Raw genomic sequence first — 12,939 nt, 5'->3', positions numbered from 1 at the left:
TGGTCGGCGCATGCCGACGACAGCTGAAAGCAGACCTGTCGATGAATGCATTTGGACGAAAGACCGGTTTAGGCGCCAAGTCGTCCTTTGGGGTTGCGCGGCCGATGCATGGGGGCGTTCCCTCAGCCAGTCCAGCCGTCGCGCCGCTAGAACCAGCCGCGCCAGATATTTCCCCTGCTGGCGTAGGCTCCACCCCCGACCGCCACGCCGATGCCCTCGGGCGCCTGAATGAGCGGATGAATTCCGAGCATGCGCAGACCGATCATTCGCAGGGTTTCGAGGCCAACGTCCATCGCATCAAGGAGCAGGTGCTGCCGCGCTTGCTGGAGCGGGTAGATCCGGAGGCGGCGGCGACGCTGACCAAGGATGAGCTGGCCGAGGAATTCCGGCCGATCATCATGGAGGTGCTGGCGCAGCTCAAGCTCACGCTCAACCGGCGCGAGCAGTTTGCACTGGAGAAGGTGCTGGTTGATGAGCTGCTCGGGTTCGGGCCGCTCGAGGAGTTGCTGGCCGACCCGGATATCAGCGACATCATGGTCAACGGCCCGGCCCAGACCTACATCGAGAAGAAGGGCAAGCTGCAGCTCGCGCAGATTCATTTCCGCGATGAGGAGCATCTGTTCCAGATCGCCCAGCGCATCGTGAATCAGGTCGGCCGCCGGGTCGATCAGACCACGCCGCTGGCGGACGCCCGCCTGCCGGACGGTAGCCGCGTCAACGTGATCGTACCGCCGCTCTCGTTGCGCGGCACGGCGATCTCGATTCGTAAGTTCGCCGCCAAGCCGATCACGCTGGACATCATGGCGCGGGGCGACTCGATGTCCGACAAGATGGCAACGGCGCTCAAGATCGCCGGGGCCTGCCGGTTCAACATCGTGATTTCAGGCGGTACCGGCTCGGGCAAGACGACGATGCTGAATGCCCTCTCCAAGATGATCGATCCGGGCGAGCGCGTGATCACCATCGAGGACGCGGCGGAACTGCGTCTCCAGCAGCCGCATTGGCTGCCGCTGGAAACCCGGCCACCGAATCTGGAAGGGCAGGGGGCGATCACTATCGGCGACCTGGTCAAGAACGCCCTGCGTATGCGGCCGGACCGCATCATCCTGGGCGAAATTCGTGGCGCGGAATGCTTCGATCTGCTCGCGGCGATGAACACCGGCCATGATGGCTCCATGTGTACGCTCCACTCCAACAGCCCGCGCGAGTGCCTGGGCCGCATGGAGAACATGATATTGATGGGGGACATCAAGATCCCCAAGGAAGCGATCTCCAAGCAGATCGCCGATTCGGTGGACCTGATCGTGCAGGTGAAGCGCCTGCGCGACGGCTCGCGGCGCGTCACGAACGTCACCGAGGTGATCGGCATGGAAGGCGACGTGATTGTCACCCAGGAGCTGTTCAAGTTCGAGTATCTGGATGAAGATGCGGACGGGCGGATCATCGGCGAATATCGCTCGATGGGCCTGCGCCCCTATACGCTGGAGAAGGCGCGGGGCTTCGGCTTCGATCAGGCGCTGCTGGAAGCCTGCCTCTAAGGGCAGCGCGTTCGTCCGTCATTGGGTTGCGCTCCGTCCGGGCTTGCGACATCTTGCCGCATAACGCCCCTCACGGAGAGACACCCCATGCCTTTCAGGACATCCCTCATGCTCGCCGGTGCGTTTCTGCTGGCTGGCAGTGCCGTCGCCACCGCTCCGGCTCTGGCGGCCACTGAAGCAGCCGTCCCCATCAAGCCGGACATCGCCGCTGCCGTGGCTGCGCCGACCCGCACGGCCAGCAATGTTGCACGCGATATATATCGCCACCCGGCCGAAACGTTGAGCTTCTTTGGCGTGAGCGGTAAGCAGACCGTCGTCGAATATTTCCCCTCCGGCGGCTGGTATCTCGAGATTCTCGCTCCGTTGGCGGCCAAGGGCGGCGGCACCTATTATGGCGTCCAGCCGGGCGGGCAGGGGCGCCAGTCCACAGAGAAGCTGATCGCATCCAATCCCGCGCTCTATGGCGGGGTGAAGCTGGTCGAGCTGACCGAGGTGCCAGATGGCGCGGCGGATACTGTGCTCACCTTCCGCAATGTCCACAATATGGTCATGCGCGGCAATGGCGGCGAGATTTTCGGCCAGTTCTTCCGGATGCTCAAGCCCGGTGGCGTGCTGGGGGTGGTCGATCATCGCCTGCCCGAAGACCGCGACACCGCGGCCGAGAAGACGAGCGGCTATCTGAAAGTCTCGACGGTGCGCAAGCTGGCGGAGGATGCCGGCTTCGTACTGGAGGCAAGCTCTGACGTGAACGCCAACCCGCGTGACACGGCGGACTGGGCCACCGGCGTCTGGACGCTGCCGCCGACCCTGCGCAATGGCGCGGTCGATCGGGACAAATATCTGGCGGTGGGCGAAAGCGACCGCATGACGTTGCGGTTCCGCAAGCCCGGCTAAACGGCACGGCCCCGCTCAGCCCCATCTTCTACGCGGGGGCGGGCGGATTGCCGTCCGATTGCGGCTGTGCGGCGATCTGGCGCAACGCCTGCTCATAGGCCTCGGCGGGCTGCGCGCCGGAGATCAGGTAGCGACCGTCGATGATCGCGGCCGGCACGCCTGTCACGCCGCGGGTCTGCCAGAGATATGCGGCCTGACGCACGTCATTGGCATATTCATCCGAGTCGAGCACCGCACTTGCTGAATCCCGGTCCAGCCCGGCTTTCTCGGCGGCGTCGAGGAGCACGTCAGCGGTCGCGATATTCTCGTTGCGGCTGTGATAAGCCTCGAACAACGCGCGCGCGAGGGCCGGCTGCCGGCCCTGCAGCCCTGCCCAATGCATCAGGCGATGGGCATTGAAGCTGTTGTAGACGCGCGTCTCCAGCGAGGTCTTCATGTCGAAGCCCAAAGCGGCGGCGCGATCGCTCACCACGGCGCGGCGCTGGAGGATCTCGTCGGGCGTTGATCCATAAGCCTGCGCAAGATGATCGACGACAGTGCGTCCCTCCGGCGCCATATCTGGGCTGAGCTCGAACGGTTGGAAATGCAGATCGACATCCACGTCACCCGCCAGGCGACCGATGGCCTCTTCAAGCCCGAGCAGGCCCAACACGCACCAGGGACAGGCAATGTCGGATACGAAGTCTATTCTGAGGGTGGGGGTCATGGTCTCTCCTGATCGCGACGAGTGTAGCGGAGGGGAGGGGGAGCACAACCCCGGCGAGGGCCGTCTACCGCCGCCTCTGGCACATGAAGAAGGGGCGACAGACTATCGTCCATCGCCCCCTTCATGTTGATCGTCGGCCGGGTCAGCGTGCCCGGCGATTTGAGCCTCAGGCTGCGAGCTTGCGCAGCACGTAGGGCAGGATGCCACCGTTGAGGAAGTAATCCAGCTCGTTCACCGTATCGATGCGGCACAGCGCCTCGAAGGTGAAGCTGGTGCCGTCCGCGCGGCGCGCTTCCACCGTCACGGTCTGGCGCGGCTTAAGGCCGGCGACGTTGCGGATGGTGAAGCTCTCGTCGCCCGTGAGGCCCAGCGTCTCGCGGTTCGTGCCCTCGGGGAACTGCAGCGGCAGCACGCCCATGCCGACGAGGTTGGAGCGGTGGATGCGCTCGAAGCTCTCGGCCACGACCGCACGCACGCCGAGCAGGCGCGTACCCTTGGCCGCCCAGTCACGCGAGGAGCCGGTGCCATATTCCTTGCCGGCGATGACGACGAGCGGCGTGCCGTCGGCCTCATGCTTCATGGCTGCGTCATAGATCGGCATCACTTCGCCGGCATAGCTGGTCATGCCGCCTTCCACGCCGTCCAGCATCAGGTTCTTGATGCGGATGTTGGCGAAGGTGCCGCGCATCATCACCTCATGATGGCCGCGACGCGAGCCGTAGCTGTTGAAGTCGGCAGGGGCGACCTGCCGTTCCTGCAGCCACTGGCCGGCCGGGCTAGCCGCCTTGATCGAGCCGGCCGGAGAGATGTGGTCGGTGGTGATCGAATCGCCGAAGATGGCGAGCGGCTTGGCGTCGATGATGTCGGCGACCGGCGCGGGCGTCATCTCCATGCCCTCGAAATAGGGCGGGTTGGCGACATAGGTGCTGCCGGCGCGCCACGCATAGGTATCCGAGCCGGTCACGTCGATCGCCTGCCAGCGCTCATCGCCGGTGAAGACGGCGGCATAGCGGCTCTGGAACATGTCGCGCGTGAGCGCGCCTTCCATCACCGAGCGGACTTCCTCGTTCGAGGGCCAGATGTCCTTGAGATAGACGTCTGTGCCATCGCTGCCCTGGCCGATCGGCGTCTCGACGAAATCGGTCGTGACCGTGCCCTTGAGCGCATAGGCAACCACGAGGGGCGGGGAGGCGAGGAAGTTGGCGCGCACATCCGGGCTCACGCGGCCTTCGAAGTTGCGGTTGCCCGAGAGGACCGAGGCGGCGACGATGTCGTTGCCGTTGATCGCCTTGCTGATCGGATCGGCGAGCGGGCCGCTGTTGCCGATGCAGGTCGTGCAGCCATAGCCGACGAGATTGAAGCCGACGGCATCAAGATAGGTCTGGAGGCCCGCCTTCTCGAGATAATCGGTAACCACCTGCGACCCAGGCGCGAGGCTGGTCTTCACCCATGGCTTGGGCTTGAGGCCTTTTTCGGTGGCCTTCTTGGCGACCAGACCGGCGGCGACGAGTACGCTCGGGTTGGAGGTGTTGGTGCAGCTGGTGATCGCGGCGATCACAACGTCGCCGTCACCAATGTCATGCGCCGCGCCGTCGACGGGCACGCGCACGGCGGCATCCTTCTTGTAAACCTTGGCGAGGTCGGCGTTGAACACCTCGTCCACCTGCGTGAGGATCACCTTGTCCTGCGGGCGCTTGGGGCCGGCGAGGCTGGGCACGACCGAGCCCATGTCCAGCTCCAGCGTGTCGGTGAAGATCGGGTCGGCAGCTTCGGGGTCGAGCCAGAAGCCCTGCACCTTGGCATAGGCCTCGACCAGCGCGATCTGGTCTTCGTCACGGCCGGTGAGGCGCATGTAATCGAGCGTCTTGCCGTCGATCGGGAAGAAGCCGCAGGTCGCGCCATATTCCGGCGCCATGTTGGCGATGGTCGCACGGTCGGCGAGGCTGAGCGCCGAAACGCCCGGGCCATAGAACTCCACGAAGCGGCCCACCACGCCCTTGGCGCGCAGCATCTGCGTAACCGTGAGCACGAGATCGGTGGCGGTGATGCCCTCGGCCAGCGTGCCAGTCAGCTTGAAGCCGACGACCTCAGGGATGAGCATGGAGACCGGCTGGCCGAGCATCGCCGCTTCGGCCTCAATGCCGCCGACGCCCCAGCCGAGCACGCCAAGACCGTTGATCATCGTCGTGTGGCTGTCCGTGCCGACGCAGGTGTCCGGATAGGCGACCGTCTCGCCATTGGCGTCGACCGAGGTCCACACGGCCTGCGCGACATGCTCCAGATTGACTTGGTGGCAGATGCCGGTGCCGGGAGGAACGACTTTGAAGTTGTCGAGGCTCTTGGAACCCCATTTGAGGAAGTCATAGCGCTCGGCGTTGCGCTGATATTCCAGCGCGACATTGTCCTCGAACGCCTTGGGCGTACCGAACTCGTCTACCATCACCGAGTGATCGATGACGAGGTGGACAGGCACCTGAGGGTTGATCTTGCTGGCGTCCGCGCCGAGCGCGTTCATCGCATCGCGCATCGCGGCGAGGTCGACCACGCAGGGTACACCGGTGAAATCCTGCATCAGCACGCGCGCGGGGCGATACTGGATCTCGTTGCTGGAGGCCGTGGGGTTCTTGAGCCAGTCGATGACCGCCTGCGCATCGCTGGTGGTGACGGTGACGCCATCCTCGAAGCGGAGCATGTTCTCCAGCAGCACCTTCATCGAGAAGGGGAGGCGCGAGCAATCGCCGAGCTTCGCGGCGGCCTTCGCCAGCGAGTAATAGCCATAGCGCTTGCCACCGACATCCAGTGTGTCGCGCGTGCCAAGCGTATCCTGTCCGATCGCGGTCATCAGCGGGTCTCCTCGAAAAATATCAGTGGCTGGCACTCCGCATGGTTCTAGCCGTTCAGTGCGGTCGCAGCGCAGGGCGTTTTGATCGGTTGGGCCATAACGGTTCAATGCGACCTGTCAACGGGAGCGCGAGCGCGGGCCGGGGCAATTAAAGCGCGGACATAGCACCCTGGTGGGATGCGGATGGGACTGGATTGGTGGCGGGGAAGCCAATTCATCCAAAATGGAACAAAACTGGTTCAAAAGGTTAATCGAATGGCGCATATTGGTGCCAGATCAAGCAATTGAGGCTCCAAATGTTAACAGGCTTCGATGACAACCCGCGTTATGATGCAAGCTTTGCGTCCCGGCTCGACCAGATGCTGTGCGAAGCGTTGGAGCAGCCCACGGTCCTGGTGGGAGGGGATCGCCCGGCAAGTGACTTTTTGTCGCGGGCTGCAGAGCGCGCGGGACTGCAATGTATCGGGTCTACAAGCCTCACGGCCCTGCTTTGGTCGGCGGTCTCGACCGTGCCTGACCTGCTCCTGCTCGATCTAAGGGGTGAGGAGGCGCGCGACTGGCTGGAGCATCCCTTGGCGCCACAAGTCATGCTGAAGGGGCGCCGGGTTTGTGTGCTCGTCGATCTGGCTTCCCTCGAGCGCGCTTTTGCGCTTCTCGAAGGCGTCGAGGCCGAGGTCTTGTGCGATCCCAGCCTTGCGGACATCGTCACGATGCTGGTCTCCGCCGGGCTGCGCCCAATGACGTCCGGACCTGCGACGATGCGCGATATCGCCGGGGACGGGGAGGGCGTTCGGCTGGAGAGACTGAGCGAGGAAGTCCGCCGGCTCGCCCAGACGCTCGAGCGACTGTCCGGCAGCGCCAAGCCTGCCTCGTCGCTAGCGGGTTCGACATCGCAAAGCGGACAGGCGCTTTCCCCGCCGCCCTCCACACAAAAGCCTCAGGTCGCAGCGGTCCCAGCCCAGCCGGCCATGGCGGAGCGGTCGCCGATCGAAAGCCGCGCCAGTGCCGCGGAGATCCGCGCCCTCATCCGGGCACGGCGGCTCCGCGACGAGTTTCTGCCGGCGGACCTGTTCGCCGATCCCGCCTGGGACATGCTGTTGGACCTGCTGGCGGCCCGCCTTGCCGGCCAGCGCGTTTCGGTTTCGAGCCTCTGCATTGCCGCTGCCGTTCCGCCGACCACGGCGCTGCGCTGGATCACGCAGCTGACCGAGCGCAAAATCCTGGTCCGGCTTGCTGATCCCACCGATGGGCGGCGGGTATTCATCGACCTGACCGACGAGACGGCGGACGCGGCGCTGCAATGGGTCGACAAAGTGCGCCGCAGGGGCGGGCTTCTGGCGCCGCAGCGTTGAAGCACAGCTTGACCCGCCCCCATAGCGACCGATAAGGGGCGCCTGTGACGGACGAACCGTCACGATGCTGCTGGGGCGATTAGCTCAGTTGGTAGAGCGTCTCGTTTACACGGACCCCGAGAAATTCACATAATAGCTTGATATTAGGCCGTTTTCCGGGTCGATTTTTTATGATCTTCGGGGGTAGTTCGGGACTCGGATGCGTCCAATGCTGCGCGCACATCGTCGTCAAAGGCATGTGCATAGCGGAGCGTCGAACGGATGTTTCGATGGCCAAGAGCCTTCTGAGCGGCGGCAAGATTTCCTGTCCTCCGCAGGATGCGCGTGCCACGTGTGTGCCGAAGATCGTGAAATCTGAAATCGGCAATGCCGGCAGTTTCGAGTGCTTCGCTCCAAGTCTTCCGCCATCCGTCTTTTGAAATCGGATATCGCTCGCCCTCGCGGCGCTTCTGCCGGCTCTTCTTGCACACGTAGGTAAAGACCTGCGCGCAAACCTGCGGTTGCGACGCCACGATGACGATCATGTCCGTCGTGAGCGGACGTTTGATCCTCCGACCACCCTTAACGGTGCGCCATGCAACCTTGGCGGGAAAATCGATATCAGACCACAACAGCCCTCGGACTTCGGCGGCGCGCCAACCAGATAGGAGCGCAAACGATACGAATGGGCGATAATCTTCCCGGATGGCCGCGAGTAGGCGGTCCTCCTCGTCAAACTGCAACTCACGTGGGTCATGCTCTCGCACTGCGTATCGCATCGAGGCCCAATCGGGCTGCTCGCCGATGTCATATTTTGCCCTGGCAGTGGCGCGCCAAAGAGCGCGCGCTACGTCGATTTCGCGGTTGACGCTCGCGCCGCTGACTTCCGCAGCCCGGGAGCGGAAATATTTCCCAATCGCCACGTGATTGATCTCGCCAACGAACTGCTTCGGACCGAGCGAATTGACCAGTCTGTCGATCCAAGATTCTGTGGACCTGCTCCACCGCCCTTCCTTGCGCAGCTTCTCCTCATAAATTCCCGCCGCTTCATCGAGTGTGATCGCTGGTTTCGATGTAAGGTTAAGCGCGGCCTCGGCTCGCTTCTGCGCCTCTACAGTTTCGGCGGCACGCTTCGTTTTTTGGCCCGTCGAGCCATAAAATCTGCGGCCACGATGTTGGAAGTCGTAGAGGTAGACCGTCGAGTTTTTCGGCTTGTAGACTGACATTGCTCATTCTCGCGGACGCGGCTTGCTACATAAGCGTCACAATCTTCCGGCCGATACCGAATCTTTCGTTCGGTGATAGCGACATAGCGGATATGCCCTTGCTGGCGAAGGCGTCGCAAGGTCTTGTCGCTGATATGGAGCCGAGCGGCAGCTTGCGCGGGCGTGAGGAGCAAGTCTTTGGTCATGCAGCTGCTCCCTCCGGCTCGGCCACCGTTGCATATGCGCCGCGCGGTGCGAGGGTGAAGGGGATAAAGTGGTTGCGGTGTTCTGCGTAGGCTTCGCGCCAGATGCGATGGTGCGACGCGGTCATTGCGGTGGGATCGCGACGATAACGCTCCAGCTCTTCCGGCCAGAAGCCCCGCCCAAGCGCCCAATATAGAAAATGGGCGGCCTCAAGCCGCTCGAGCTGGCCGCGCAGATCGGCCGGCGAGCGATCGCCGGTGGCGAGCATGCGGGGATAGAATTTGCGTCGCATCGCGATCTCGCGGCGGAGGCAGCTCACCAGCTCGCGCCAGCTGAACGGGGCGAGGCGTTCATCTGCCTCGCGCCTTGCCTTGGCAGCGGCGTCCTCATTGCCGGGGGTGAGCAGGAGATCAGCGGCCAGATCTGCATGAATGGCGGCCATGATGCTGATCTCTCGATTGGCATCCTCGCGCGTCATTCTTCCGCTGGCGATCCGGTTTGGATAATGCTGGCGCCGCATGTGCAGCTCGCGCGCCAGTTCATCCACGATCGCCGCTTTGGGCACCGTGAGCGGATCGGCGCTTTCGTCTGACATGCAGCGGAAAAAGAGATCGAAGCTCATCGCTTTTCTCCAGAAATGCGGGCGATGCCGCGAGCGAACAGGAAGGGAATCGCGATGATGATGGCGAGGATGAGCAGCGTGCGCTGTAGGGCGACCAGCATCATTCCATTCCCAGCGCGCACAGGTAGGTTTCGAGGATGGCCGCGTCCTCGAGGCGAGTGCTGGGATCAAGGCTGCGCAGTCGCAGGATCGCCCGCACGGCCTTCACGTCATAGCCGGTGGCTTTGGCTTCGGCGTAAACATCCTTGATATCGTCAGAGATCCCGCGCTTTTCCCCTTCGAGGGTTTCGAGCCGTTCAATGAGCTGGCGAAGGCTTTGAGCCGCCGCATCGGGATTTGCATTGATTGGATCCGGCGAGGGCCGGGCCTTCTTTTTGCCCTTTCCTGCAGCGATAGAGGGAGAGACAGGCATAAGCTTGTGGACGGTGCCGCCCATTCCATCGGGCACGGCCATCATCCGCATTTCAACGGGCGTGGAAGTCTGTGGCTGCATGATTGCGCTCTCCTATGAGTGGCTGCTGGTGGAGCCTGCGGGGCGCTCGAACACCCAGCAGGCAGTGGTCTTGCCGGTCACGCCGGAATTGATCGGCTTATAGGCAATGAATTTGCGGCTTCTGCTGGTGCGCAGCAGGCGCTTAAGTTCATTAATGGGTGGCAGCGAGAGGCGCAGATCGCCGCACTTCTGTTCAAACTGCACGAGGTTGACCGCGATCGTGCCATCGATGCGGCTGTGATTGATCCGGTGCGTCGTGCTCTCGGTTTCCTGCCCCTCAATGTAATCGAACCGCTCCCAGAACAGCTCGACATGCGGGTGATCGTTCTCGGTGAGGCGCTGGCGTTCGGCCAGCATCACGCGAAACTGCGCCTGCACCTCGCTCGCAACATCGTCGGGAATGTTGGTGAGCACGATGCGCATCGCATCGAACATCGCCGCGAGCTGCGCATGGTTCTTGGCCAGGCGGTCGTTGCGGATGCCCTCTTGCCTGAGCATCTGCTCATAATGGACGGCGAAGCGCTCGCGGTAGCGCGTGAGGATCTCGGCCTCTCGCTTGACCATGTGAACGATGAAGCCGCTCACCTGATCGCGCTCATAGCGGTTGATCCGCTCGGCAGCCTCGCGTGTCTGCGGCCCCCAGCCATCCTTGGTGATGCACAGGCCCATGATGCGCTCGCGCAGCGCCGGCGATGCCTCCACAGGGTCATTCTGGACGATTGCGATCGCGCCGCGAAATGGCGGCTCGAATGTCTCCATGCCGCCATTGGCGATCGCGCGCGTTCGCACCGCCCGTCCGTTATAAGCGGTTTTCAGCTCGTCCCATTCGAAGCGGCGGCTATGTGGCGTGTCCTGATTGCGGTCGCCCTCGATTAGGACCACTGGGAGATTGCCGACTTGGCCCAAAGTGCGCGCGATGCCGGCATTGGTCGCCTTGGTCGGATCGAAGCCCTCATAGTTGCCGACGCGGCCCATGAGCTTCCACAGGAAGGCGATCAGGGTCGTTTTGCCGGTGCCGGGCGGGCCAGTCACCTCGAGGAAGGCGAGCGATTCCTGCATGGCGCGGATCTGCTCGGCAAAGAGCGAGAGGCCCCAGAATGTCATCACCGCGAGGCCCTTGGCGCCCCACGCGCGATAGATGTCGCCCGTCCACCGGATGTCGAGTTTGTCGGGGTCGTATTTGATGGAGAGCAGGCGGTCGCTCGTCCGCAATTTCACCGCCTTGCGAGAGAAAACGAAATAATCGTCCTCGTTGATCTTGGCGACCTTGCCTTTGGAGACGCCCAGATCCCCCAGCAGCCAGCCTTCATGGTCAATCGAATAGCCGGTGAACTGGATCGCCTCGACCGTCTGGATATCGGTCCACTGGCGCAGCATGAGCTTGTCGAGCTGGTAATTCGCGCCGACCCACTGCGCGCCGGGCGCGACCGCCGCGAGCCGCTTCTTGAACTCGCCCGAGGATGAGCAGGCAGAGCCGGAAAACGGCGCCTTCACCGCGTCTTTGCGCGGGCCGCCCTTCGTCTTGGGGAAGTCGATGCGGAAATAATAAGCGCCCTCTTCCATGTTCGTATCGCGCTGGAAATAGAGGGTGCGGAAGGTGCAGTTCGCCAGCTCGGCAATGTCCACGGACTGGCGGGCCGCCAGTTCCCATTGCTCGCCATAGGGAAGCTCGGCGATCGAAGGATCAGCCTCGCGCAGCTGCTCGAGGTGCTGCTCGATTCGCTCCAGCGAAAAGGTGGCCCAGAGTTGGCGCCCGTTGAACACCAGCGGGAACGACGCCGAGCGATGCTTCTTGTAGATCAGGAACGCCTTTTCGTCGGCGCTCTGCGCAATCGTGACGTCGCCCGCCCAAAGATAGTCCTCGATGTGCTCTGGCTTGAGCTTGTCGGCCTGAAACAGATCGTTCCAGTCGGTCTTCTTGCCTTCACCATCCACGCGCACCTGAGCGGCGCCCACCGGCCAGCCTGCCTCCCGCGCCTGCTTGGCAAAGCGCCGTGACCACTCCACGCCGGCAGCGCCCTGATCGAAGGCCCAGATAATCTTTGGCATTGGCCGATTGAGATCCGCGCAGGCCTTGCGCAGATCGGCGAGGAAATGCTCCGGCCAGATGTTGCACGTCATGGCCGAGACGGCGGCGAGGCCGGCCTGCCTCAGCGCGATCGCATCAAAGATGCCCTCCGCAATCCAAATCTCGCGCTCCACGGCCAGCGTCTCGAAGCCGTCGCCGGGGTAGAGCCAGCAGTGGCCGCGATGCTTTGACCCGGGGCTGAACGTCGCCTTCTTGTCCCCAAAGCGGCCGGGCTGATCGATCAGGCGCTGCCAGTAGCCGCCACCGGGCAGCGGAAAACGCACTGTTGCGGATGTGATGTTCAGATCGGGGTCGCGATACCATTCCTGCGAAAAGCATCCGGCGAGGGGTGCGATGTCGAAGCCTCGCGCGCTGCGCAAATAGGCATCGGCGGCGGCGTTCGGCTTCTCGGGCGTCGGCTTGTGGCGCTTCGACCAGTCATCGAAAATGTCTGGATAGCTCTGCTTGACAGAGATCTCGGCGCCGCAGCTGTCGAGGCGGCCGCAGCGAAGCATCCACGGGTGTTCCGCATGGGTATAGAGCGACTTCTTGGCGCCGCACTCAGGGCATTTGCCCTCGCGCAGCCACTCGCCTTTTTCCGCAAAGCCATAGTCGCGCTTGAGGCGGGGGAGCAGTTCATTGAGCAATTCATCGCGCACGGGATGGCATCCAAAAGGCAAAGGGGCAGCGTTCCCGGAATGAGGCTTTCCGGGCGGCGGAATTCCGTCTGTGAGGGGCTGGCGGCCGTTAGGCTTTTAGCGCGCCAGCATTAGGTTCAGGATTGGGGGAATCGTCGTTCGCCGGCCCCCTGCGCCACTCTGAGATCGGCAAGGGATGGATCGGCGGATTTCGCTGACTGACACGCACCGTCCTGATCGCCGTGAGTTCGGCCACGAACACATGACCGCAGCCCAGCTCATCGCGGCAGTGATAATAGATCTCGCGATAGGTGAGCGCGACCTTGCCCACCCGGCGCGCCTTCGCACCTCCCCCGCAGGCCGGACAGCTTGCGCCCGGCATCCGGTGATTTTCTCGT

At 63.2% G+C, this 12,939-nt stretch carries 11 protein-coding genes; 3 read left to right on the top strand and 8 right to left on the bottom strand.

What is annotated here, in order from left to right:
• Positions 1–41 precede the first annotated feature (41 nt).
• A complete protein-coding gene (locus M2339_RS14120) occupies positions 42–1,538 on the top strand; it encodes a CpaF family protein (RefSeq protein ID WP_264571622.1) in 1,497 nt (498 codons plus the stop codon).
• Positions 1,539–1,625: 87 nt separating this feature from the next.
• On the top strand, positions 1,626–2,432 hold the full coding sequence (locus M2339_RS14115; RefSeq protein WP_264588155.1) for a class I SAM-dependent methyltransferase: 807 nt from the start codon (positions 1,626–1,628) through the stop codon (positions 2,430–2,432).
• 28 nt (positions 2,433–2,460) lie between these two features.
• Here M2339_RS14115 and M2339_RS14110 read toward each other — a convergent pair whose 3' ends face one another.
• On the bottom strand, positions 2,461–3,138 hold the full coding sequence (locus M2339_RS14110) for a DsbA family oxidoreductase (protein ID WP_264588156.1): 678 nt from the start codon (positions 3,136–3,138) through the stop codon (positions 2,461–2,463).
• A gap of 166 nt (positions 3,139–3,304) precedes the next feature.
• Positions 3,305–5,980 carry an aconitate hydratase AcnA gene (gene acnA, locus M2339_RS14105; protein WP_264606440.1) on the bottom strand — a complete coding sequence of 892 codons (2,676 nt, stop codon included), beginning with the start codon at positions 5,978–5,980 and terminating at the stop codon, positions 3,305–3,307.
• Between the two features lie 296 nt (positions 5,981–6,276).
• Between acnA and M2339_RS14100 the strand changes: the two genes are divergently transcribed.
• Positions 6,277–7,332 (top strand): hypothetical protein, encoded by a 1,056-nt coding sequence (locus M2339_RS14100; RefSeq protein WP_264588158.1) that lies wholly within the window; start codon positions 6,277–6,279, stop codon positions 7,330–7,332.
• 143 nt (positions 7,333–7,475) lie between these two features.
• Here M2339_RS14100 and M2339_RS14095 read toward each other — a convergent pair whose 3' ends face one another.
• The 6 genes from M2339_RS14095 to M2339_RS14075 form a co-directional block, all read right to left on the bottom strand.
• Complete coding sequence (locus M2339_RS14095) at positions 7,476–8,537, bottom strand: tyrosine-type recombinase/integrase (protein ID WP_264588159.1); 1,062 nt, start codon at positions 8,535–8,537, stop codon at positions 7,476–7,478.
• Entirely contained in the window at positions 8,423–8,722 is a 300-nt protein-coding gene (locus M2339_RS16235) for a helix-turn-helix domain-containing protein (protein ID WP_413714853.1), read from the bottom strand. The genes M2339_RS14095 and M2339_RS16235 overlap by 115 nt, the downstream gene beginning before the upstream one ends.
• A complete protein-coding gene (locus M2339_RS14090) occupies positions 8,719–9,342 on the bottom strand; it encodes a hypothetical protein (RefSeq protein WP_264606439.1) in 624 nt (207 codons plus the stop codon). Before M2339_RS14090 ends, M2339_RS16235 begins: the two co-directional genes overlap by 4 nt.
• A gap of 100 nt (positions 9,343–9,442) precedes the next feature.
• Positions 9,443–9,688, bottom strand: coding sequence for a DUF2312 domain-containing protein (locus M2339_RS14085; protein WP_264606484.1), 246 nt, complete (start codon positions 9,686–9,688; stop codon positions 9,443–9,445).
• A gap of 159 nt (positions 9,689–9,847) precedes the next feature.
• Positions 9,848–12,562, bottom strand: coding sequence for a toprim domain-containing protein (locus M2339_RS14080; RefSeq protein ID WP_264606438.1), 2,715 nt, complete (start codon positions 12,560–12,562; stop codon positions 9,848–9,850).
• An 88-nt stretch (positions 12,563–12,650) separates the two neighbouring features.
• Positions 12,651–12,923 (bottom strand): ogr/Delta-like zinc finger family protein, encoded by a 273-nt coding sequence (locus M2339_RS14075; RefSeq protein WP_264577011.1) that lies wholly within the window; start codon positions 12,921–12,923, stop codon positions 12,651–12,653.
• Positions 12,924–12,939: the final 16 nt, after the last annotated feature.

Source organism: Sphingobium sp. B2D3C, assembly GCF_025961835.1.
GTDB lineage: Bacteria > Pseudomonadota > Alphaproteobacteria > Sphingomonadales > Sphingomonadaceae > Sphingobium.
The sequence above is the reverse complement of the archived record's forward strand: the minus strand, read 5'-3'. Positions and strand labels throughout refer to the sequence as shown.

What these genes read in the sequence shown, in the direction of transcription:
- M2339_RS14120 (WP_264571622.1), top strand. Translation starts at nt 42, where the DNA reads ATGAATGCATTTGGACGAAAGACCGGTTTAGGCGCCAAGTCGTCCTTT.
- M2339_RS14115 (WP_264588155.1), top strand. Translation starts at nt 1,626, where the DNA reads ATGCCTTTCAGGACATCCCTCATGCTCGCCGGTGCGTTTCTGCTGGCT.
- M2339_RS14110 (WP_264588156.1), bottom strand. Translation starts at nt 3,138, where the DNA reads ATGACCCCCACCCTCAGAATAGACTTCGTATCCGACATTGCCTGTCCC.
- acnA (WP_264606440.1), bottom strand. Translation starts at nt 5,980, where the DNA reads ATGACCGCGATCGGACAGGATACGCTTGGCACGCGCGACACACTGGAT.
- M2339_RS14100 (WP_264588158.1), top strand. Translation starts at nt 6,277, where the DNA reads ATGTTAACAGGCTTCGATGACAACCCGCGTTATGATGCAAGCTTTGCG.
- M2339_RS14095 (WP_264588159.1), bottom strand. Translation starts at nt 8,537, where the DNA reads ATGTCAGTCTACAAGCCGAAAAACTCGACGGTCTACCTCTACGACTTC.
- M2339_RS16235 (WP_413714853.1), bottom strand. Translation starts at nt 8,722, where the DNA reads ATGACCAAAGACTTGCTCCTCACGCCCGCGCAAGCTGCCGCTCGGCTC.
- M2339_RS14090 (WP_264606439.1), bottom strand. Translation starts at nt 9,342, where the DNA reads ATGAGCTTCGATCTCTTTTTCCGCTGCATGTCAGACGAAAGCGCCGAT.
- M2339_RS14075 (WP_264577011.1), bottom strand. Translation starts at nt 12,923, where the DNA reads ATGCCGGGCGCAAGCTGTCCGGCCTGCGGGGGAGGTGCGAAGGCGCGC.